The sequence below is a fragment of the Kitasatospora sp. NPDC018619 genome (assembly GCF_044391605.1).
Classification (GTDB): domain Bacteria; phylum Actinomycetota; class Actinomycetes; order Streptomycetales; family Streptomycetaceae; genus Kitasatospora.
Genome location: NZ_JBISAI010000003.1, coordinates 429,843 through 449,796, shown reverse-complemented (window position 1 = coordinate 449,796; position 19,954 = coordinate 429,843). Strand labels below are relative to the sequence as shown.

Here is a 19,954-nt window from a genome sequence, read left to right as displayed (position 1 = left end):
GCGACTTCCCGTCACGACTCCCTCACACTGGGTGGATGCCACTCGTCACCGCGCTGATCCGCCGCCGTCGCCACCGCCTCCTGGGCCGCCTGGTCCAGGAGGCGCTCGCGCTCTACGGGATGGAGGTGCCCGCCGCCTGTGAGATCGGGCCCGGGCTGGTCGTCTTCCACCGCGGCTTCGGCACCGTGCTGCACCCGTACACCACCCTCGGCGCCGGCGTGACGCTCTACAACGGCGTGACCATCGGCCGGGCCGACCCCTGGGTGCCGCAGGAGCAGAGCGCGATGCGGCGGGTGGTGGTCGAGGACGGGGCGGTGCTGTGCGCGGGCGCCAAGGTGGTGTGCAAGGAGGGCGTGCTGACCGTCGGCGCGGGCACCGTCGTCGGGGCCAACGCGGTGCTCACCCGCTCCACCGGGCGCGGGGAGGTGTGGGCCGGCGCGCCGGCCCGCAAGGTGGGGATGCGGGCGGACCGCCGGGAGCCCGCGCCGCACACCGTCGCGAGCTGACCGACGAGGCCCGGGCACCCGCTAGACGTAGGGCAGCAGACCGGTGCCGCACTCCGGGAAGCGGACCAGCCACTCCCCCTCGCCGCCCGTCCCGGCCGCCTCCGTCGCCCCCGAGAAGCCGTAGTGGATCGGCTGGCGGGCGCCGCCCAGCCACCGCGCGTGGGTCAGCTGCGCCGACAGCGAGGCCGGGCGGTGCGGGGCGCCGGCGGCCGGGGCGGCCGGGGCGGGCTGCTCCAGCACCAGCTCGTGCTCGGTCTCGCCCGGCCGGAAGGTCACCACGGTCTCGGTGCCGGGGCGGCGCGCCGGCGCACCCGCCGGGTCCGTCCAGTACGCGGCGACCATCACCGCGAGGGTGCCGTCCAGGCTGCCGCTGTCCGGCCGCACGTACTCCTCGTCCGGGACCCAGCGGGAGTGGTGGCGGACCTCCTCCGGGCCCCACCGCTCGTCCCAGCGGACCCAGTAGCCCGCCACCCGCTTGACGGTCATGCCCTCGCGGACGACCCGGACCGCGAACCGCGCCGGGCCGACCGGCTCGCAGCCCACCAGGGAGACCACCGTCACCTGTTCGTAGGTCACCTCGCCGTCACCGGCGCGCTGCTCCATCATCCGTCAACCACCTTGCCCCGGAGTCGAGTTCGGACGCGACCGGGAGAGCGTCCGGATTCGAGCGTAGGGCCCCGGCGGGGGCGGACCGCCCGATTGCCCGGTTCCGGCCCGGACGGCGCCGCTCCGGGCTACCCTGCCCGCCGCGCCCCGGGCGGCCGGGGCGCCGGGGGGCGGGCACCGGGGGCGGGCCGGGCACCGGGGTACGAAACCGCCCCGGAGCGGGAGGTCGGGTGGTCCGACGTCCCGCTCCGGGGCGGTGCGTGCCAGGTGGTGGCGGTACTTACGCCACCACGCCGGACTTGGCGATGGTGATCTTGGCCGAGGTGCGGCCGCTCTGCGAGCCGAGGCCCTCGATCTTCTTGACCAGGTCCATGCCCTCGACGACCTCGCCGAAGACGACGTGCTTGCCGTCCAGCCAGTCGGTGACGATGGTGGTGATGAAGAACTGCGAGCCGTTGGTGTTGCGGCCGGCGTTGGCCATCGACAGCAGGCCCGGGCGGTCGTGCTTGAGCTGGAAGTTCTCGTCCGCGAACTTCTCGCCGTAGATGCTCTTGCCGCCGGTGCCGTTGTGGTTGGTGAAGTCACCGCCCTGGAGCATGAAGGACGGGATCACGCGGTGGAAGCCGGAGCCCTCGTAGCCGAAGCCGTGCTGGCCGGTGGCCAGCTCGCGGAAGTTCTGGGCGGTCTTGGGGACGACCTCGTCGAACAGCTTGAAGACGATCCGGCCGGCCGGCTCGTCGTTGATCGTGATGTCGAAGAAAACGTTGGAAGACATGCAGGGATCATGGCACGAGAGCCTGTTCGGCGCGCGGCACCCCCGTCGGGCCCGGCCGGGCGCCGCTGTGTTATCCCGCTCCGGCCGTCGGTCCGTACCGGCCGTCGGTCCGCTCCGGCCGCCGGTCCGGTTCCGGCCCGGGGCGCGGGTCGGAAAGCTACCATGCGTGTCAGGTTCCGGTCCCGGTGCGGGACGGCCATGGCGACGGCGACGACGACGGGGGTGGACGGCATGCGGATCGGCGAGCTGGCCCGGCGGACGGGCGTGAGCGAGCGCTCACTGCGCTACTACGAGCAGCAGGGCCTGCTGGCCGCCCGCCGCACCGAGGGCGGCCACCGGGAGTACCCGGAGGCCGCCGTCGACCGGGTGGTGCACATCCAGGAGCTCTTCGCGGCCGGGCTGCACAGCCGGACCATCTACAAGATCCTCCCCTGCATGCGGGACTCCGACGGCGGGCCGAACGAGATCGCCACCCCGCTGCTGGTCGAGGAGCTCACCGCGGAGCGCGAGCGGATCGACCGGACGATCACCGACCTGCTCCGCTCCCGCGAGGTGCTGGACGACGTGATCGCCACCGCCTCCGGGCAGCCGCCGTCGCCGTCCGAAGCCGCCTGAGGCGGGCGCGCGGACGGACGAACGGCCGGGCACGGGGAACAGGCGCCCGGCGGGCGCCCGGCGGGCGTTCTGCGGGCGTTCGGCCGGGCTCAGGCCCGCTTCGGCCGGCGGGCGAGCAGGTACGCCTGCGGGGTCCGCTCCTCGCCCTCCGGCTCGCGGACCGTCCGGGAGGTCACCGGCAGCCCGGCCTCCCGGGCCAGTTCCTCGACCCGCTCCGGCAGCAGCCGGCGGAAGTCCAGCGACACCGGCCGCCCGTACGGCTGCTCCAGGTGCAGCGGCCGGTCGCCGACCTGGAAGGCGAGCATCAGGTGGCCGCCCGGGGCGAGCACCCGGGCGAACTCGGCGAACACCTCGGGCAGTCGCTCGGCCGGGGTGTGGATGATCGAGTACCAGGCCACCACCCCGGTCAGCTCCCCGTCCCGGAACGGGAGGTCGAACATCGAGCCGACGCTGAACGGCACCTCGGGGTGGGCCTGCCGGGCCAGCTCGACCATCCGCGGCGAGAGGTCGATCCCGTGCACGTCCACGCCGAGCCGGTGCAGCGGGCCGGTCATCCGGCCCGGACCGCAGCCGATCTCGGCCACCCTGCCGTCCGGCCGCTCGGCGCGGACCAGGTCGGCGAAGAGCCCCAGCATCGCCCGGTCCACCGGCATGCTGTCCAGCGCGTTCCGGAAGGCGTCGGCGTACTCGGTCGCGATGGCGTCGTAGAACGCCCTGGTCTCGGCGAGGAAGTCCGGCTCGGTCATGGCCCGGACCCTACCCGGGGCAGCCGGCAGCCGTGGCCCCGGTAGCGCCCACCAGCCAAAGGGGGAGGGAGGACGGGCACGGCCGGGCGCGGGCGGCCGCGCCGCTCAGCCCGGCTGCGGGAGGTCCAGCTCGGCGACGGCCTGCTCGCCGCTGGTCTCGCCGGTCGGGCGGAAGCCGAGGCGGGCGTAGAACTCCGCCGGACCGTCCGGGCCCGGGTGGTAGGTGACCGTCGCCCGGGTGCCCCCGCGCCGGCGGATCTCGGCGCAGACCTGCTCGACGGCGAACCGGCCGTAGCCGCCGCGCTGCCGTCCGGCGTCGACCAGCAGCCGCCACAGGCCGGAGCGGGGGCGGTCGCCGGGGCGGTCGGGGTGGAAGGCGATGTCGAAGAAGGCCATCACGAAGCCGACCGGCCGGCCGTCGTCCAGGATCAGCCGGGGCCAGGCCGTCTCCCCGTACGCGTACGCCTCGGCCAGCGAGGTCGCCACCGGCGCCACCAGGTGCTCCTGGTCGGGGCGGACCCGCAGGGCGAGGGCGGCGTCGACGTTGCCGGGGGTGATCGCGGCGAGGGAGAGCGCGGACGGCCGGGGCGGCCGGGACAGCCCGGAGGGCGGGGACGGCGGTGCGGAGGGCGGAGGCGGTGCGGTGGGCATGACGGGCAGCCTAGGGAGCGCGGCCGCCCGCCGTCGCACGGTTTTCCGCCCGCCCCGTGCGGGTTACGGGAGGTTGCGGGCCATCACGATCCGCTGGACCTGGTTGGTCCCCTCGTAGATCTGCGTGATCTTCGCGTCCCGCATCATCCGCTCCACCGGATAGTCCCGCGTGTACCCGTAACCACCCAGCAACTGCACCGCGTCCGTGGTCACCTCCATCGCCACGTCCGACGCGAAGCACTTCGCCGCCGCCCCGAAGAACGTCAGGTCCGCGTCCCCCCGCTGCGACTTCGCCGCCGCGACATACGTCATCTGCCGCGCCGCCTCCAGCTTCATCGCCATGTCCGCCAGCATGAACTGCACACCCTGGAACTCCGCGACCGCCTTCCCGAACTGCCGGCGCTCCTTCACGTACCCCTTCGCGTAGTCCAACGCCCCCTGCGCGATCCCCACCGCCTGCGCCGCGATCGTCACCCGCGTGTGGTCCAGAGTCCGCATCGCCGTCGCGAACCCCGTCCCCTCCGCACCGATCATCCGGTCCGCCGGAACCCGCACATTGTCGAAGTACACCTCACGCGTCGGCGACCCCTTGATCCCCAGCTTCCGCTCCGGCGCACCGAACGACACCCCCGCGTCGCCCTTCTCCACCACGAACGCCGAGATCCCCTTCGAACGCTTCTCCGGATCGGTGACCGCCATCACCGTGTAGAACTCCGACACCCCCGCGTTGGTGATCCAGCGCTTCACCCCGTTCAGCACCCAGAAGTCACCGTCACGCACCGCACGCGTCCTCATCCCCGCCGCGTCACTGCCCGCCTCCGGCTCCGACAGGCAGTACGAGAACATCCCCTCGCCCCGCGCCAGCGCCCCCAGGTACCGCGCCTTCAACTCCTCCGAACCCGACAGCTGCACCGGCAGCGACCCCAGCTTGTTCACCGCCGGGATCAACGACGACGAGCCGCACACCCGCGCGACCTCCTCGATCACGATCACCGTCGCCAGCGCGTCCGCCCCCGCACCCCCGTACTCCTCCGGCACGTGCACCGCGTGCAGCTCGTTGCCCCGCAACGCCTCCAACGCCTCCTGCGGGAACCGCCCCTGCTCGTCCACCTCCGCCGCGAACGGAGCGATCTTCGCCTCGGCCAGCGAACGCACCGCCTCACGGAGCATCTCGTGCTCCTCGGAGACCCGGAAGAGATCGAAGTCAGCCGCCCCTGCGCTGCCCGCCATGATGCCTGCCTCGTCGTTCAGTGACCGCCGCCCGGTCGGCGCCCGATCGGGGGCCGGCCGACGCCCGGTGCGAGTCGAATCCGCGGTTAACTACCGTTCAGTAGAGATCCTAGGGCGCCGCCCTCCGGCTGCCTAGCTTCCCCGGCGTGCGGGCGAGCCCGGAACCGCCCGGGCGGACGGATAGCATCAGGGCATCCGTACTGGTCGCGTCCGCATCCAAGGAGAACCCGTGACCCTCCGCATCTCCGTGATCGGCACCGGCTACCTCGGCGCCACGCACGCCGCCGCGATGGCCGAGTTCGGCTTCGAGGTGCTGGGCCTGGACATCGACCCGGACAAGATCGCCATGCTGACGGCCGGCCGGGTCCCGATGTACGAGCCGGGGTTGTCCGAACTGCTGCTCAAGCACGTGGCCGGGCACGAGGGTTCGACCGGACGGCTGCGCTTCACCAGCTCCGCCCGGGAGGCCGCGGAGTTCGGCGACGTCCACTTCATCTGCGTCAACACCCCGCAGCGCAAGGGTGAGTTCGCGGCCGACATGTCGTACGTCGACGCCGCGGTGGACCAGCTCGCACCGCACCTGACCCGCCCCGCCCTGGTGGTCGGCAAGTCGACCGTCCCGGTCGGCTCGGCGGCCCGGCTGGCCGAGCGGCTGGCCGCGCTGGCGCCGGTCGGCGCGGACGCCGAACTCGCCTGGAACCCGGAGTTCCTGCGCGAGGGCTTCGCCGTGCAGGACACCCTGCGGCCGGACCGGATCGTGGTCGGCGCCCAGAGCGAGCGCGCCGAGCGGCTGCTGCGCGAGGTGTACGCGGAGCCGATCGCGGCCGGCGTGCCGTTCATGGTCACCGACTACGCGACCGCCGAACTGGTCAAGGCCGCCGCCAACTCCTTCCTGGCCACCAAGATCTCCTTCATCAACGCGATGGCCGAGGTCTGCGAGGCGGCCGGCGCGGACGTCACCCAGCTCAGCAAGGCCCTCGCCTACGACGAGCGGATCGGCGGCAGGTTCCTCAACTCCGGCCTCGGCTTCGGTGGCGGCTGCCTGCCCAAGGACATCCGCGCGTTCATGGCCCGGGCCGGCGAGCTCGGCGCCGACCAGGCGCTGACCTTCCTGCGCGAGGTCGACTCGATCAACATGCGGCGCCGCTCGCGGATGGTCGAGCTGGCCCGCGAGCAGTGCGGCGGCGGCTTCCTGGGCCGCCGGGTCGCCGTCCTCGGCGCCGCCTTCAAGCCGAACTCGGACGACATCCGGGACTCCCCCGCCCTCAACGTCGCCGCCCAGATCCAGCTCCAGGGCGCCCAGGTCACCGTCTACGACCCGAAGGCCGTGGACAACGCCCGCAAGATGTTCCCCTCCCTCGCCTACGCCCACTGCGCCCTGGAGGCCGCCGAGGGCGCCCACGTCGTCCTCCACCTCACCGAGTGGTCCGAGTTCCGCGAGCTGGACCCGGCCGAACTCGGCGCCGTCGTCGCCGAACGCCGCCTCCTCGACGGCCGCAACGTCCTCGACGCCGACGCCTGGCGCGCCGCCGGCTGGACCTACCGCGCCCTGGGCCGCCCCAGCTGACCCCTCCGCGGCCCCGTGCCTCCCGGGCCCGGGGGCGCCGGGCAGGTCCGGAACGCCGTCGCGCGCCGAGCCGTTCCAGTCCTCACCCGAAGACCTGGAGCGCACGATGACGACGCAGACGACGGCCGAGTTCTACCGGCGGGAGCCCGTCCCCCGCACCGCCTGGCGGCAGGCCGTCCTGATGGGCCGCAACAGCCGTACCTACAAGTTCGCCCTGGGCGCCGCCCTCCTGGAGTGCGCCGCCACCGGTCGCACCGAGATCCCGCTGGGCGAGCTGGCCGGACCGTACGCCCTGGCCCTGGCCACCCGGCTCGGCGGGGCCCCGCAGGCCCCCGCCACCGGCGGGGCGGACGACTTCCTCACCGTCGCGGCCCGGGAGGCCGAGGAGACGCTGGCCGCCGGGCGGCCCACCGAGCGGCTGGTCGAGGCCGCCCGCCGGTCGATGCCGGGCATGGTCATGGACCGCTTCCACAACCTCGGGGGCGGCACCGAGGTCGAGCACCGCTTCTACGAGCTGGTCGGCCGGGGCCGCGGCCGCACCGTCGTGCTGACGCCCGCCCTGCGGCAGCTCGCCGCCTCCGAGCAGGCGCCCGGCCTGCGCACCGAGCTGGAGGCCCGCTGGAGCATCGTGGAGTCCTCCTTCGCCCTGGGCGTCAGCCGCGGCCTGCTCACCGAGGACCTCGACGTGGACCTGGAACGGTCGGTGCTCGTGGACCGCCACCGCCGCCGGCCCGTCACCGGGATCGCCGACGCCGTGATCGGCTTCCAGTACGGGCGCTGCCTGCTCTGCGACGAGCCGATCACCGCCGAGGACAAGGTCGTCGTCGACCACGTCTTCCCGTTCTCGCTGATGAAGCGCTACGACTTCCTGCCGGGCGGACCGCAGCCGGACCTGGACCGTCCGTGGAACCTCGCCCCGGCCCACGAGGCGTGCAACAGCGCCAAGAGCGACCGCCTGCCCACCCCGGAGGAGCTCGACCGGCTGGCCCGCCGCAACGAGGCCGTCATGGAGTCGCCGGTCCGGCTGAAGGACAACCTGCGGGCGAGCCTGAACCGCGCGAAGCTCGGCGGCCGGCCGCCCGGCCACCGCTGGCCCGCGTTCATCCGGCACGTACAGGACCACTTCGGCTGACGCGGCCCGCCGCGCCGGGGCGGGAATCCCCCCGCGGGTCGGGCCGTTGGCACCGGCATGACGAGCTACGGCGACGAAGCGACGGTCCGCGACATCCTCACCCGCGCCGGGGACACCTGGGCGGTGGTGGGCCTGTCCACCAACACCTCCCGGGCCGCGTACCGGGTGGCCCGGGTGCTCCAGGAGTACGGCAAGCGGATCGTGCCCGTGCACCCGAAGGCGGAGACGGTCCTCGGCGAGCAGGGCTACGCCTCGCTCGCCGAGGTGCCGTTCCCGGTGGACGTGGTGGACGTGTTCGTGAACAGCGCGCTGGCCGGGGAGGTGGCCGACCAGGCGGTGGCGGTCGGCGCGAAGGCGGTCTGGTTCCAGCTGGGCGTGGTGGACGAGGCCGCGTACGGGCGGACGACGGCGGCCGGGACGGCCATGGTGATGGACCGCTGCCCGGCCGTCGAGATCCCGCGGCTGGGCCAGGGCGTGTCTGACAATTCTCGCCGGGTGCGCGGCGAATTGTCAGACACGCCCTAGCTAGGCGCCCACGCCGTCCAGCTGGGCGATGGTGGCGATGGACGGCCCGCGGCGCGCCCGCAGCCCGGTGGCCACGGACTCGGCCTCGCGCAGGACGCGGACGGCGTTGTGCCAGGTGAGCTTGGCCAGGTCGGCCTCCGACCAGTGCCGGCCGAGGAGTTCGGCGACCAGGTTGGGGTAGCCCGCCACCGAGTCCAGGCCGTCGGGCAGGAAGGCCGTGCCGTCGAAGTCGCCGCCGATGCCGATGTGGTCGATGCCGGCCACCTCGCGCATGTGGTCGAGGTGGTCGGCGACGGTGGCCGGGGTGGCGGTCGGGCGCGGGTTGGCGGCCTCGAAGGCGCGCTGGCGCTCCATGGCCGGCGGGGTGGTGTCCAGCGGGTGGAAGCCGTGGGCGCGCATGTTCTCGTCGGCGGCGTGGGTCCACTCGATGGCGGCGGGCAGGATGAACTTCGGCACGAAGGTCGCCATCGCCACGCCGCCGTTGGCGGGCAGCTGGGCGAGCACGTCGTCCGGGATGTTGCGCGGGTGGTCGCAGACCGCGCGCGCGGAGGAGTGCGAGAAGACCACCGGCGCCTCGGTCACCCGCAGGGCGTCGCGCATGGTGTCGGCGGAGACGTGCGAGAGGTCGACCAGCATCCCGAGCCGGTTCATCTCCCGGACGACCTCCTCGCCGAACCGGGTGAGCCCGCCGGCCGCCGGCTTGTCGGTCGCGGAGTCCGCCCACGGCACGTTGTCGTTGTGGGTGAGCGTCAGGTACCGCACGCCGAGCTCGTACAGGGCGCGCAGGGTGGCCAGCGAGCAGTCGATGGAGTGGCCGCCCTCGGCGCCCATCAGGGAGGCGATCCGGCCCTCGGCGCGGGCGGCCTCCATGTCGGCGGCGGTGCGGGCCAGGCGCAGCCGGTCCGGGTAGCGCCCGACCAGGGCGTGGACGAAGTCGACCTGCTCCAGCGTGGCGCTCACCGCGTGGTCGCCGGCCAGCGAGGAGGGCACGTAGACGGACCAGAACTGCGCACCGACCCCGCCCTGCGCGAGGCGGGCGAGGTCGGTGTGCAGGCGCTCGCTCTGGTCGGCGGCGAGGTCGAGCGCGCCGAGGTCGTACCCGGCCTGCTCGCGCATCGCCCAGGGGAGGTCGTTGTGGCCGTCCACCACGGGAGCGGTGCGCAGCAGGGCGCGGGCGCGGTCCAGGGGGGTGGGGGAGTCCGTCCGATCAGTCATACGAGCTGTTCTACCCCACCCCCACCGGCGGGATCACTTGCCGAATCCGAAGGAGGACGAACCGGCCACCTTCGCGCGCAGCTTCCTGCCCTTCTCGGTGGCCTGGTTGTTCAGCTCGGCCTGGAACTCGGTCATCCGCTCGGCGAGTTCGGGGTCGAAGGCGGCGAGCATCCGGACCGCGAGCAGGCCGGCGTTGCGGGCCCCGGCCACCGAGACGGTGGCCACCGGCACCCCGGCCGGCATCTGGACGATCGACAGCAGGCTGTCCATGCCGTCCAGGTAGCGCAGCGGCACCGGCACGCCGATGACCGGCAGCGGGGTGACGGAGGCGAGCATGCCCGGCAGGTGGGCCGCGCCGCCGGCGCCGGCGATGATCGCCTTCAGCCCGCGCCGGTGGGCCTCCTCGCCGTACGCGACCATCTCGCGGGGCATCCGGTGCGCCGAGACGACGTCCACCTCATAGGGGATCTCGAACTCGTCGAGCGCCTGGGCCGCGGCCTCCATGACCGGCCAGTCGGAGTCCGAGCCCATCACGATGCCCACGAGAGGGTGCACGTCAGCGCCCGGAGCGGCGTGGTGGCCGGGCGACGGGTGGGCGGGGTTCGTCATTCGGTGATCGTCCCTCGCAGGTAGGCGGCCGCGTGGCGGGCGCGCTCGCGGACGTCTTCGAGGTCGTCCCCGAAGACGTTGACGTGGCCGACCTTGCGGCCGGGCTTCACGTCCTTCCCGTACATGTGGATCCTCAGCCCGGGGTCGCGGGCCATGCAGTGCAGGAAGGGGTGGTACATGTCCGGGTAGTCGCCGCCGAGGACGTTGACCATGACGGTCCATCCGGCGCGCGGGCGGGGGTCGCCCAGCGGGAGGTCGAGGACGGCCCGCAGGTGGTTCTCGAACTGCGAGGTGACGGCACCGTCCTGGGTCCAGTGCCCGGAGTTGTGCGGGCGCATGGCCAGCTCGTTGACGAGGATGCGGCCGTCGCGGGTCTGGAACAGCTCGACGGCGAGGTGGCCAACGATGCCGAGGTCGCCGGCGATCCGCAGGGCGAGCTGCTGGGCCTCGTCGGACAGGGCCGGGTCGAGGTCCGGCGCGGGGGCGGTGACCTCGGCGCAGACGCCGTTCTCCTGGACGCTCTCCACGACCGGGTAGGCCACGGCCTGGCCGCTGGGCGAGCGCACGACGTTGGCGGCCAGCTCGCGGACGAAGTCGACCTTCTCCTCGGCGAGCACGGCGACGCCGGCCAGGAACGGGGCCCGCGCCTGCTCCTCGTCCTCGACGACCCAGACGCCCTTGCCGTCGTAGCCGCCGCGGACGGTCTTCAGGACGACCGGGTAGCCGGCGCCCTCGTTCGCGAAGGCGGTGACGTCGGCCGGGTCGGCGACGATCCGGTGCCGGGGGCAGGGGACGCCGGCGGAGTCCAGCCTGGCCCGCATCACGCCCTTGTCCTGGGCGTTGACGAGCGCGTCCGGGCCGGGGCGGACGGCGATGCCGTCGGCCTCCAGGGCCCGCAGGTGCTCGGTGGGGACGTGCTCGTGGTCGAAGGTGATCACGTCGCAGCCGGCGGCGAAGGCGCGCAGCGTGTCGAGGTCGCGGTAGTCACCGAGGACGACGTCGGAGACCACCTGCGCGGCGGAGTCCTGGGGCGTGTCGGCGAGGAGTTTGAACCTGACCCCGAGCGGGATACCCGCCTGGTGTGCCATGCGGGCCAGCTGCCCGCCACCGATCATGCCCACCACTGGAAAATTCACATTGCCCGGGGAAGTCACGCGGCCCAGGATATCCGGGCCGGTGGGGGTGGGTGGAGGCGCCGGTGGGGCTTCCGGAGCGGACGCGCGTAGATGTCAACCTGCCGCCCTGGGGGCTGAGCCGTTCGATGGAAGCGGGTAGCCTGGACGGCTAGGTCCTGGTCTGCGCGGTCCGATCATGTGCGTGCACGCAGGACTCAAGGGGTCGCCGCGCCGTCGTGGCCGGCCCTTTCGTCCCGCAGGCACATGGAGGCACTCCGGTATGGCGACGACCGCAGCTTCGAAACCCCCGCTCACGCAGAAGATGCGTGGGATCACGGGCGAAGTCGTGAAGTTCGGCATCGTCGGCCTGAGCGGCGTGGTGGTCAACTTCGCCGTCTTCTGGGTCTGCATCAACGGCATGGGCCTGGCCTCGGTGCGGTCGAACATCGTCGCGACGGTGATCGCGATCGCCACCAACTACCTGGGCTACCGGTACTGGCTGTACCGGGACCGCGACGCCGCCTCCCGCAAGCGCGAGATCACGCTCTTCCTGGTCTACAGCGGCATCGGCATGCTGATCGAGACCGGCGTCCTCGGCTTCTCGGTGTACGTGCTCGACCTGCGCTCGCACTACGAGCAGATCGGCGCCAAGGTGATCGGCCTCGCGGTGGCCACGGTGTTCCGCTTCATCTCGTACCGCACCTGGGTGTTCAAGGCCGTGCCGGAGCCGGTCGACCTGCCCGCCCAGCAGGCGGCGACGGCCGCCACCGGCCAGGAGCTGGCCGCCCAGGCCGAGCTGATGCTGGCCACCGAGCGGATCCGCCTGGCGAAGGCCGAGTAGGGCCCCGTACTCCCCCCGCGAACCCCGGCAGGCCGGCCAGGCCGCCGGGGTTCGCCGTGTCCAGGGCCGTGTCCACGGCCGGGCCGCGCCACGCCGACGGCGGCACCGGCCCCCGCCGCACCGGGGCGCCTCAGTCCTGGTGGCTGCGCCCGAGGAAGAGCGCGAACACCGCCGGCTTCAGCGAGAGCAGTTCGAGCCGCCCGCCGTCCGCCTCCGCGAGGTCGCGGGCGACGGCCAGCCCGATGCCGGTGGAGTTGCGCCCGCTGACCGCGCGTTCGAACACCCGGTTGCCGAGGTCCGCCGGCACGCCGGCGCCCTGGTCCTGCACCTCGACCACCACCGAGGTGCCGGAGGGCCGGACCCGCAGGGTGATCGTCCCGGCGCCGTGCATCAGCGAGTTCTCGATCAGGGTGGCCAGCACCTGGGCCACCGTCCCCGGGGTGCCGACGGCCGTGACCCCGTGCAGCCCCTCCAGGGAGAGCACCCGGCCCTGCTCCCGCAGCGTCGGGCCCCACTCCTCCACCTGCTGCTTGATCACCTCGTCCAGGTCGAAGGCGACGGCGGTGGGGCTGCGCGGGTCGCGCTGGGTGGTGAGCAGCCGCTGGACGACGTCGGTGAGCCGCTCGACCTGCTGGAGGGCGATGGTCGCCTCCTCCTTGACCGTCTCCGGTTCCTCGGCGAGGGCGGTGATCTCCTCCAACCGCATGGAGAGCGCGGTGAGCGGGGTGCGCAGCTGGTGGGAGGCGTCGGCGGCGAGCCGGCGCTCGGCGGTGAGCATCCGGGCGATCCGCTCGGCGCTGGTGTCCAGCACCTCGGCGACCCGGTCGAGCTCGGGCACCCCGTAGCGGCGGTCGCGCGGGCGCGGATCCCCCGAGCCGAGCCGCTCGGCGGTCTCGGCGAGGTCGGTGAGCGGCCGGGCGAGCCGCTTGGCCTGCCAGACGGCGAGCGCCACCGCGGCCTGGACGGCCAGCAGGGCGACCACCCCGAGCAGCAGCAGGTTGTTGGCGATCTCGTGGTCGACGTCCTCGCGGGACTGCTCGACCGTGACGGTCTCGCCGCTGTTGCCGCGCTCGACGGCCTTCAGCAGGTGGTTCCCGGCCGGGCGCGCGCCGGCGGAGACCACCGGCTGGCCGGGCACCTGCACCTCGACGTAGCTGCCCTCGGTGACCTGGCTCTCGAAGGCCCGCCCGGTGACCGGCTCCCCGGCGGCGAGCCGGCTCTCGACCAGGGCGAGCACCCGGACGGCGGCGGCGTCCACCCGGTCCTGGGCCGAGTTGACGATGGTCCGCTTCTCGACCAGCGCGAGCGGCACGCAGAACACCACGACGACCACCAGGACCACGCCCAGCAGCGAGTTGATCATCCTGCGTTTCACGCTGCCGCTCCCCGGGGTGTGCCACTGCCGCGGGCCCAGGGCCCGACCGTCGTCAGGGGCTAATTCTTCTCGAACCGGAACCCGACGCCGCGCACGGTGGCGATGTAGCGCGGGTTGGCCGCATCGTCGCCGAGCTTCTTGCGGAGCCAGGAGATGTGCATGTCGAGGGTCTTGGTGGAGGTCCACCAGGTGGTGTCCCAGACCTGGCGCATGATCTCCTCGCGGGTGACGACCCGGCCGGCGTCCCGGACCAGGACCCGCAGCAGCTCGAACTCCTTGGCGGAGAGCGTGAGCTCCTCGTCGCCGAGCCAGGCGCGGTGGGACTCGATGTCGATCTTCACCCCGTGCGCGCCGGTGGTGAGCTGGTCGACGTTGCCGCGCCGGAGCAGGGCCCGGACGCGGGCGAGCAGTTCGGCGAGGCGGAAGGGCTTGGTGACGTAGTCGTCGGCACCGGCGTCCAGGCCGACCACGGTGTCCACCTCGTCCGCGCGGGCGGTGAGCACCAGGACGGGGCAGCTCTTGCCGTCGGCGCGCAGGCGGCGGCAGACCTCCAGGCCGTCCATCTCGGGCAGGCCGAGGTCGAGGACGACGAGGTCGACCTCCTCGGTGAGGCCGGCGGCGAGCGCGGTCGGGCCGTCCTCGCGCACGAGCACCTCGTAGCCCTCGCGTCGAAGGGCCCGGGCGAGGGGTTCAGAGATCGCCGGATCGTCCTCGGCGAGCAGCACACAGGTCATGTGGTGATGGTAGTCCGCCGGGGTATCCCCGTACGCCCTGTGAGGTAGTTCACAGAGCGTGATCGTTATACAGGGCCGCGATCGGCCCCAATCCGGCGCGGGGGGCCGTCCGTTCGGCGAAGAATCTGCGTTTGGATCTTGAAACTGAAGGAAGACACGCCGGTCTACCATCGATAGATCGGGCAGATCTGCTGCCGACTTTGCCATTCCCGTACCTCATTCAAGGCTTTTGTCATCTGATAGAGCCAAATGTCGCCACGTAGAGTGGTTTCGTCCACGTCCGCCGCCACCCCCCTAGGCGGACGCTGTCAGGCAAGGAACCCCTACTCATGGCGTCTAAGACCCTGGACGCCGACACCACGTCGGCCTCTCCCAGCGGCAAGACCTTCCTCGGTCACCCCCGAGGTCTCGCCACCCTGTTCATGACCGAGATGTGGGAGCGCTTCTCCTACTACGGCATGCGCGCCCTGCTCATCTACTACCTGGTCTCCGGTGGCGCCGACGCTGCCCTCGGCAGCCAGGGCGGCGGCCTCGCCATGAAGGCGACGACGGCGACGGCGATCTACTCCGTCTACGTCTCGATGGTCTACCTCATGGCCTACCCGGGCGGTTGGTTCGGCGACCGGGTCTGGGGCGCCCGCAAGACCGTCGCCATCGCCGGGTTCGTGATCATGTCCGGCCACATCGCGCTGGCCGTCCCGGGCCAGGCGGCGTTCTTCGTCGGCCTGCTCCTGGTCGCGCTCGGCTCCGGGCTGCTGAAGGCCAACATCTCCACGATGGTCGGCCAGCTCTACAACGGCCCCGACGACCCGCGCCGCGACGGTGGCTTCACCGTCTTCTACATGAGCATCAACCTCGGTGCCTTCGTCGCCCCGTTCGTCATCGGGACGATCGGCAAGGAGTACAACTGGCACCTGGGCTTCGGCCTGGCCGCGATCGGCATGGCCTTCGGGCTGACCCAGTTCCTGCTGGGCAGCCGCCACCTGAGCGCCCAGAGCAGCGAGGTCCCCAACCCGCTGCTCTCGGAGGAGCGCAGGCGCCTGCTGGTCAAGGGCGGCGTGGTCCTGCTGGGCGTCGTCGCCTTCTACGGCGCCGTGGTCGGCCTGGGCTTCTACACCCTGAACTGGGTCCTCGTCCCGCTGACCGTCGCCGGCCTGCTGATCCCGGTCACCGTGCTGGTCCGGATCAAGCGCGACAAGGACCTGAGCGCCGGCGAGCAGTCCAGGATGTCCGCCTACATCTGGTTCTTCGCCGCGGCCGCCATCTTCTGGATGATCTACGACCAGGGCGGCTCGACGCTCTCCCTGTTCGCGGACAAGAAGACCGCCGACAACCTGTTCGGCCTCGGCTTCTCGGCCACCTGGTACCAGTCGCTGAACCCGCTGTTCGTGATGGCGCTCGCGCCGGTCTTCGCCTGGCTGTGGCTCTGGCTGTCCCGCCGGGACAAGGAGCCGAACACCATCGTGAAGTTCTCGATCGGCCTGCTGCTGGTCGGCGCCTCGTTCTTCATCTTCATCGTCCCGATGACCATGGCGGACGGCGGCGCGCTGGTCTCGCCGCTGTGGCTGGTCTCGATCTACCTGATCCAGACCGTCGGCGAGCTGTGCCTCTCCCCGGTCGGCCTCTCGGTCACCACCAAGATGGCGCCGCGCAAGTACGCCTCCCAGATGATGGGCGTCTGGTTCCTCGCCGTCACCGCCGGCGACTGCACCACCAGCCTGCTCTCGCTGGCCGGCGTCAGCCTGAACGGCACCGGGATCATCGCGACCCAGGCCGCGCTCGCGGCGCTCGCCGGGTTCGCCGTCTTCACGTACCGCAGGAAGGTCCAGGCCCTGATGGGCGGCGTGCACTGACGCGCCGGGCCTGAGGCCGCCGCTCCGGGCCGCCGTGGATCCCCCGGATCCACGGCGGCCCGGTCGCTTCTCCCCCGTCCTGCGCGCTGGTCGCCCCGGGCGCGGGCGAGGGCGGTCCTCAGAGCTCGCGGACGCCCGAGCGCCAGACCGCCGCCGTCAGCGGCACGCCCGGCCGGTACGCCAGGTGCACGTGCGAGGGCGCGTCCAGCACCAGCAGGTCCGCGCGGGCGCCGGGCGCGACCACGCCGACGTCCGTGCGCCGCAGCGCCCGGGCGCCGCCCGCGGTGGCCGCCCAGAGCGCCTCGTCCGGGGTCATGCCCATCTCCCGCACCGCGACCGCGATGCAGAACGCCATCGAGCTCGTGAAGCTGGAGCCCGGGTTGCAGTCGGTGGACAGCGCCACCACCGCGCCCGCGTCCAGCAGCCGGCGCCCGCTCGGGTACGCGGCCCGGGTGGAGAACTCCGCCCCCGGCAGCAGGGTGGCCACCGTCGCCGAGCCGGCCAGCGCCGCCACGTCCTCGTCCGTCAGGTGGGTGCAGTGGTCCGCCGAGGCGGCCCCCAGCTCCACCGCCAGCTGCACGCCGGGGCCGTACGACAGCTGGTTGGCGTGCACCCGGGGGGTCAGGCCGCGCCCGATGCCGGCCGTCAGCACCGCCCGGGCCTGGTCCCCGTCGAAGGCGCCCTGCTCGCAGAACACGTCCACCCAGCGGGCGTGCGGGGCGCAGGCGTCCAGCATCTCCCCGGTGACCAGCCCGACGTACCCGGCCGGGTCCTCGGCGTACTCGGGGGCCACCACGTGGGCGCCCAGGTAGGTGGTCTCCGGGGTGTGCGCGGCGGCGATCCGCAGGGCGCGCGCCTCGTCCTCGACCGTCAGCCCGTAGCCGGACTTGCACTCGATCGTGGTGGTGCCCTGGCGCAGCGCCTCGCGGACGAACCGGGCCAGGTTGGCGTCCAGTTCGGCGTCGCTCGCCGCCCGGGTGGCCGCCACCGTGGTGCGGATGCCGCCCGCCGAGTACGACTGCCCGGACATCCGGGCGTTGAACTCGGCGGTGCGGTCGCCCGCGAACACCAGGTGGGCGTGCGAGTCGACGAAGCCGGGCAGCACCGCCCGGCCCCCGGCGTCGAAGCGCTCGTCCGCCGCCGGGGCGCCGGCCGCCGGGCCGACCCAGGCGACGGTGGCGCCGTCGACCACCACGGCCGCGTCGGCCAGCAGGCCGAGCGGCCCGGCGCCCTGCCCGGGGTCGTTGGTGACCAGGCTGCCGATGCCCGTGATCAAGGTGCTCAAGACAAGGCCTTCCGAAGGGGGGTTGGACGGGGGATCAGGTGCCCAGCGCGGCGATCGCGGAGCGCAGCGCGCCCGGCACGTCGGACACCAGCCGGTGCACGCCGTCCCGGACGACGTGCCGACCGCCGACCACCAGGTGCCGCACGTCCGCCGCCGAGGCCGCGAAGACGGCGATCTCGGCGCCGAGCCGCGGCGGCGGGCCCGCCGTGCGGACGGTGTCCAGCGCGACCACCGTGAAGTCGGCGAGCGCCCCGGCCTCGATCCGCCCGGCCTCCGGCCAGCCGAGCGAGGCGTGCCCGTCCTCGGTGCCCGCCCGCAGCAGGGCGTTCGCCGTCCAGTGGCCGCGGGTGCGGGTGCGCAGCCGCTCGTCCAGCTCCAGCGCCCGAGCCTCCTCGAAGGGGTCGATCACCGCGTGGCTGTCGCTGCCCAGGGTGATCGGGGAGCCCCCGGAAGCGAGCCGACGGGCCGGGCCGATGCCGTCCGCGAGGTCCCGCTCGGTGGTGGGGCACATGCAGACCGTGGTGGAGGAGTCGGTGAGCAGCCGGACGTCCTCGTCGGTCAGGTGGGTGGCGTGCACGGCCGAGGTGCGCGGGCCGAGCACCCCGTGGTCGGCGAGCAGCCGGGTCGGGGTGACGCCGTGGGCGGCCAGGCAGGCGTCGTTCTCGGCGGTCTGCTCGGACAGGTGGACGTGCAACGGCGCCCCGCGCACCGCCGCCCAGTGCGCCACGGTGCCCAGCTGCTCGGCCGGGACGGCCCGCACCGAGTGCACCGCGGCACCGATCCGGGCGTGCTCGCGCGGCTCGAGCGCGTCCGCCCGCACGGCCCAGGCCTCGGCGTCGCCGTCGCTGAACCGCTGCTGCGGCCTGGTCGGCTCGGTGCCGAAGCCGGCCGAGAGGTAGCAGGTGTCCAGCAGGGTGATCCGGATGCCGGCCCGGGCCGCGGCCTCGATCAGCGCCTCGCCCATCGCGTTGGGGTCGTCGTACCGGGCGCCGCCGGGCGCGTGGTGCAGGTAGTGGAACTCCCCGACGGCGGTGATGCCGGCCAGTGCCATCTCGGCGTAGACGGCGGTGGCGAGCTCCAGGTAGCGGTCCGGGTCCAGCGCGCCGGCGAACCGGTACATGGTGTCGCGCCAGGTCCAGAAGGTGCCGGAGCCGACCTGGACGTGCCCGCGCAGCGCCCGGTGGAAGGCGTGCGAGTGGGCGTTCGCCTGGCCGGGCAGCAGCAGCCCGTCGAGCCGGACGGCGTCCGGCGGGCAGGGGCCGCTGTCCGGGGCGACGGCGGCGACCGTCCCGCCGGGGCCGGTGGTGATCAGCACGTCCCGCTCGACCACCGGCCCGTTGTCGTGCGGCAGCCAGGCGTACTGCGCCCAGTAGGTCGTCGCGGTCACTGGCACGCCAGGTCCTCCAGTACGTCGGCGAGGGCGGCGACCCCGGCCAGGCAGTCGGCCCGCTCGGCGTGTTCGGCCGGGGAGTGCGAGACGCCGGTGGGGTTGCGCACGAACAGCATGGCGGTCGGGACGGCGCAGGCCAGGATGCCGGCGTCGTGTCCCGCGCCGGTGGGCAGCACCGGGGCGTCCAGCAGCCGGGCCAGCCGGTCGCGCAGCGGCCCGTCGAACTCCACCACCGGGGTGTAGGACTCGCGGGTCAGCTCGACCCGGACGCCGTCGCGCCCGCCGCGCTCGGCGGCGGCCTGCCCGATCGCGGCGACCAGCGCGGTGAGGGTGGCCTCGTCGGCCGCCCGGGAGTCCAGCCAGCCGCGCACCAGCGAGGCGATCGCGTTGGTGCCGTTGGGCTCGACGGCGACCTTGCCGAAGGTCGCCAGGGCGCCCGCCTGCTTCGCCTTCTTGCGGGCCGCCAGCACGGTGTTGGCGTAGGTCAGCATCGGGTCGCGGCGGTCCTCGATCCGGGTGGTACCGGCGTGGTTGGCCTCGCCGTGGAAGTCGAACCGCCAGCGGCCGTGCGGCCAGATCGCACCGGCGACGCCGACCGGCTGCCCCTCGGCGAGGTACCGGCCCTGCTCGACGTGGAGCTCGACGAAGGCGCCGATCCGGGCCAGCCGCTCGTCGTCCGCGCCGATCGCGGTCGGGTCGTAGCCGGCCTTCTCCATCGCGTCGGGCAGCCGGACGCCGTCCGCGTCGCGCAGCTCGTAGGCCTGCTCGCGGCCGAGCACGCCGGCGGCCAGCCGGGAGCCGATGCAGGCCACGCCGAACCGGGCGCCCTCCTCGTCGCCGAAGTTGACGATCGCCAGGGGCTTGTCGAACTCGGCGCCGCGGGCCCGCAGTTCGTCCAGTGCGGCGAAGGAGGAGACCACGCCGAGCGGGCCGTCGAAGGCGCCGCCGTCCGGGACGGAGTCCAGGTGCGAGCCGGTGACGACCGCCCCCTGCCCGTTCGGGTCCCCCAGCCAGGCCCACTGGTTGCCGTTGCGGTCCAGCTCGTAGGCCAGGCCGCGGCCGCGGGCCTGCTGCTCGAACCAGGCGCGGCACTCGGCGTCGGCGGAGTTCCAGGCGAAGCGGCGGTAGCCGCCGGAGGAGGCGGAGCGGCCCACGGGGAGCAGCTCCGCCCACATCTCCTCGAA

20 protein-coding genes are annotated in these 19,954 nt (G+C 73.3%); 7 read left to right on the top strand and 13 right to left on the bottom strand.

Annotation, left to right across the window (positions count from 1 at the left end; translation table 11 throughout):
* The first annotated feature begins 35 nt into the window (after positions 1–35).
* Positions 36–506, top strand: coding sequence for a hypothetical protein (locus ACH5AR_RS07075; protein WP_396300333.1), 471 nt, complete (start codon positions 36–38; stop codon positions 504–506).
* 21 nt (positions 507–527) lie between these two features.
* Here ACH5AR_RS07075 and ACH5AR_RS07070 read toward each other — a convergent pair whose 3' ends face one another.
* The gene (locus ACH5AR_RS07070; protein ID WP_396300332.1) at positions 528–1,112 is read right to left on the bottom strand and encodes a hypothetical protein; all 585 of its coding nucleotides are present in this window, start codon (positions 1,110–1,112) and stop codon (positions 528–530) included.
* A gap of 280 nt (positions 1,113–1,392) precedes the next feature.
* The gene (locus ACH5AR_RS07065; protein WP_396300331.1) at positions 1,393–1,887 is read right to left on the bottom strand and encodes a peptidylprolyl isomerase; all 495 of its coding nucleotides are present in this window, start codon (positions 1,885–1,887) and stop codon (positions 1,393–1,395) included.
* A gap of 231 nt (positions 1,888–2,118) precedes the next feature.
* Here ACH5AR_RS07065 and ACH5AR_RS07060 point away from each other — a divergent pair, with 231 nt between their 5' ends.
* Positions 2,119–2,502 carry a MerR family transcriptional regulator gene (locus ACH5AR_RS07060; protein WP_396300373.1) on the top strand — a complete coding sequence of 128 codons (384 nt, stop codon included), beginning with the start codon at positions 2,119–2,121 and terminating at the stop codon, positions 2,500–2,502.
* An 89-nt stretch (positions 2,503–2,591) separates the two neighbouring features.
* Here the strand turns inward: ACH5AR_RS07060 and ACH5AR_RS07055 are convergent, their stop codons facing one another.
* The 3 genes from ACH5AR_RS07055 to ACH5AR_RS07045 all read right to left on the bottom strand — a co-directional run bounded on the left by ACH5AR_RS07055 (position 2,592) and on the right by ACH5AR_RS07045 (position 5,129).
* Positions 2,592–3,248, bottom strand: coding sequence for a class I SAM-dependent DNA methyltransferase (locus ACH5AR_RS07055; protein WP_396300330.1), 657 nt, complete (start codon positions 3,246–3,248; stop codon positions 2,592–2,594).
* A gap of 105 nt (positions 3,249–3,353) precedes the next feature.
* Entirely contained in the window at positions 3,354–3,899 is a 546-nt protein-coding gene (locus tag ACH5AR_RS07050; RefSeq protein ID WP_396300329.1) for a GNAT family N-acetyltransferase, read from the bottom strand.
* Positions 3,900–3,962: 63 nt separating this feature from the next.
* Positions 3,963–5,129 carry an acyl-CoA dehydrogenase family protein gene (locus ACH5AR_RS07045; RefSeq protein WP_396300328.1) on the bottom strand — a complete coding sequence of 389 codons (1,167 nt, stop codon included), beginning with the start codon at positions 5,127–5,129 and terminating at the stop codon, positions 3,963–3,965.
* Positions 5,130–5,358: 229 nt separating this feature from the next.
* On the opposite strand from ACH5AR_RS07045, the gene ACH5AR_RS07040 reads away from it, so the two are divergent.
* The 3 genes from ACH5AR_RS07040 (at position 5,359) to ACH5AR_RS07030 (ending at position 8,353) form a co-directional block, all read left to right on the top strand.
* Entirely contained in the window at positions 5,359–6,696 is a 1,338-nt protein-coding gene (locus tag ACH5AR_RS07040; protein ID WP_396300327.1) for a UDP-glucose dehydrogenase family protein, read from the top strand.
* 106 nt (positions 6,697–6,802) lie between these two features.
* The gene (locus ACH5AR_RS07035) at positions 6,803–7,828 is read left to right on the top strand and encodes an HNH endonuclease (RefSeq protein WP_396300326.1); all 1,026 of its coding nucleotides are present in this window, start codon (positions 6,803–6,805) and stop codon (positions 7,826–7,828) included.
* 57 nt (positions 7,829–7,885) lie between these two features.
* Positions 7,886–8,353: a CoA-binding protein gene (locus ACH5AR_RS07030; RefSeq protein ID WP_396300325.1), complete on the top strand. Its 468-nt coding sequence runs from the start codon at positions 7,886–7,888 to the stop codon at positions 8,351–8,353.
* Here ACH5AR_RS07030 and ACH5AR_RS07025 read toward each other — a convergent pair whose 3' ends face one another.
* Genes ACH5AR_RS07025 through ACH5AR_RS07015 form a run of 3 tightly spaced genes read right to left on the bottom strand, consistent with a single transcriptional unit; the run spans position 8,354 to position 11,313 of the window.
* Positions 8,354–9,568 carry a dipeptidase gene (locus ACH5AR_RS07025; protein WP_396300324.1) on the bottom strand — a complete coding sequence of 405 codons (1,215 nt, stop codon included), beginning with the start codon at positions 9,566–9,568 and terminating at the stop codon, positions 8,354–8,356.
* Between the two features lie 33 nt (positions 9,569–9,601).
* Positions 9,602–10,177, bottom strand: coding sequence for a 5-(carboxyamino)imidazole ribonucleotide mutase (gene purE / locus ACH5AR_RS07020; protein ID WP_396300323.1), 576 nt, complete (start codon positions 10,175–10,177; stop codon positions 9,602–9,604).
* Positions 10,174–11,313: a 5-(carboxyamino)imidazole ribonucleotide synthase gene (locus ACH5AR_RS07015; RefSeq protein WP_396300322.1), complete on the bottom strand. Its 1,140-nt coding sequence runs from the start codon at positions 11,311–11,313 to the stop codon at positions 10,174–10,176. The genes purE and ACH5AR_RS07015 overlap by 4 nt, the downstream gene beginning before the upstream one ends.
* 301 nt (positions 11,314–11,614) lie before the next feature.
* Between ACH5AR_RS07015 and ACH5AR_RS07010 the strand changes: the two genes are divergently transcribed.
* The gene (locus tag ACH5AR_RS07010; protein ID WP_396300321.1) at positions 11,615–12,133 is read left to right on the top strand and encodes a GtrA family protein; all 519 of its coding nucleotides are present in this window, start codon (positions 11,615–11,617) and stop codon (positions 12,131–12,133) included.
* Positions 12,134–12,263: 130 nt separating this feature from the next.
* Here ACH5AR_RS07010 and ACH5AR_RS07005 read toward each other — a convergent pair whose 3' ends face one another.
* On the bottom strand, positions 12,264–13,508 hold the full coding sequence (locus tag ACH5AR_RS07005) for an ATP-binding protein (protein WP_396300320.1): 1,245 nt from the start codon (positions 13,506–13,508) through the stop codon (positions 12,264–12,266).
* A 59-nt stretch (positions 13,509–13,567) separates the two neighbouring features.
* Positions 13,568–14,242 (bottom strand): response regulator transcription factor, encoded by a 675-nt coding sequence (locus tag ACH5AR_RS07000; RefSeq protein WP_030058577.1) that lies wholly within the window; start codon positions 14,240–14,242, stop codon positions 13,568–13,570.
* Positions 14,243–14,571: 329 nt separating this feature from the next.
* On the opposite strand from ACH5AR_RS07000, the gene ACH5AR_RS06995 reads away from it, so the two are divergent.
* Positions 14,572–16,095, top strand: coding sequence for a peptide MFS transporter (locus ACH5AR_RS06995; RefSeq protein ID WP_396300319.1), 1,524 nt, complete (start codon positions 14,572–14,574; stop codon positions 16,093–16,095).
* 118 nt (positions 16,096–16,213) lie between these two features.
* On the opposite strand, the gene hutI is transcribed toward ACH5AR_RS06995, so the two are convergent.
* Genes hutI through ACH5AR_RS06980 form a run of 3 tightly spaced genes read right to left on the bottom strand, consistent with a single transcriptional unit; the run spans position 16,214 to position 19,945 of the window.
* A complete protein-coding gene (hutI, locus tag ACH5AR_RS06990) occupies positions 16,214–17,380 on the bottom strand; it encodes an imidazolonepropionase (protein WP_396300318.1) in 1,167 nt (388 codons plus the stop codon).
* Positions 17,381–17,414: 34 nt separating this feature from the next.
* Positions 17,415–18,773, bottom strand: a complete 1,359-nt coding sequence (locus tag ACH5AR_RS06985) for a formimidoylglutamate deiminase (RefSeq protein ID WP_396300317.1) — start codon at positions 18,771–18,773, stop codon at positions 17,415–17,417.
* Positions 18,764–19,945 (bottom strand): allantoate amidohydrolase, encoded by a 1,182-nt coding sequence (locus ACH5AR_RS06980; protein WP_396300372.1) that lies wholly within the window; start codon positions 19,943–19,945, stop codon positions 18,764–18,766. The genes ACH5AR_RS06985 and ACH5AR_RS06980 overlap by 10 nt, the downstream gene beginning before the upstream one ends.
* Between the last annotated feature and the right edge of the window lie 9 nt (positions 19,946–19,954).

Excerpts from the sequence above, each read along its gene's own strand:
- purE (WP_396300323.1), bottom strand. The coding sequence starts at position 10,177 with ATGACGAACCCCGCCCACCCGTCGCCCGGCCACCACGCCGCTCCGGGC.
- ACH5AR_RS07065 (WP_396300331.1), bottom strand. The coding sequence starts at position 1,887 with ATGTCTTCCAACGTTTTCTTCGACATCACGATCAACGACGAGCCGGCC.
- ACH5AR_RS06980 (WP_396300372.1), bottom strand. The coding sequence starts at position 19,945 with ATGTGGGCGGAGCTGCTCCCCGTGGGCCGCTCCGCCTCCTCCGGCGGC.
- ACH5AR_RS07030 (WP_396300325.1), top strand. The coding sequence starts at position 7,886 with ATGACGAGCTACGGCGACGAAGCGACGGTCCGCGACATCCTCACCCGC.
- ACH5AR_RS07060 (WP_396300373.1), top strand. The coding sequence starts at position 2,119 with ATGCGGATCGGCGAGCTGGCCCGGCGGACGGGCGTGAGCGAGCGCTCA.
- ACH5AR_RS07000 (WP_030058577.1), bottom strand. The coding sequence starts at position 14,242 with ATGACCTGTGTGCTGCTCGCCGAGGACGATCCGGCGATCTCTGAACCC.
- ACH5AR_RS07070 (WP_396300332.1), bottom strand. The coding sequence starts at position 1,112 with ATGATGGAGCAGCGCGCCGGTGACGGCGAGGTGACCTACGAACAGGTG.
- ACH5AR_RS07035 (WP_396300326.1), top strand. The coding sequence starts at position 6,803 with ATGACGACGCAGACGACGGCCGAGTTCTACCGGCGGGAGCCCGTCCCC.
- ACH5AR_RS06995 (WP_396300319.1), top strand. The coding sequence starts at position 14,572 with ATGGCGTCTAAGACCCTGGACGCCGACACCACGTCGGCCTCTCCCAGC.
- ACH5AR_RS07050 (WP_396300329.1), bottom strand. The coding sequence starts at position 3,899 with ATGCCCACCGCACCGCCTCCGCCCTCCGCACCGCCGTCCCCGCCCTCC.
- ACH5AR_RS07010 (WP_396300321.1), top strand. The coding sequence starts at position 11,615 with ATGCGTGGGATCACGGGCGAAGTCGTGAAGTTCGGCATCGTCGGCCTG.
- ACH5AR_RS07055 (WP_396300330.1), bottom strand. The coding sequence starts at position 3,248 with ATGACCGAGCCGGACTTCCTCGCCGAGACCAGGGCGTTCTACGACGCC.
- ACH5AR_RS07075 (WP_396300333.1), top strand. The coding sequence starts at position 36 with ATGCCACTCGTCACCGCGCTGATCCGCCGCCGTCGCCACCGCCTCCTG.
- ACH5AR_RS07025 (WP_396300324.1), bottom strand. The coding sequence starts at position 9,568 with ATGACTGATCGGACGGACTCCCCCACCCCCCTGGACCGCGCCCGCGCC.
- ACH5AR_RS07045 (WP_396300328.1), bottom strand. The coding sequence starts at position 5,129 with ATGGCGGGCAGCGCAGGGGCGGCTGACTTCGATCTCTTCCGGGTCTCC.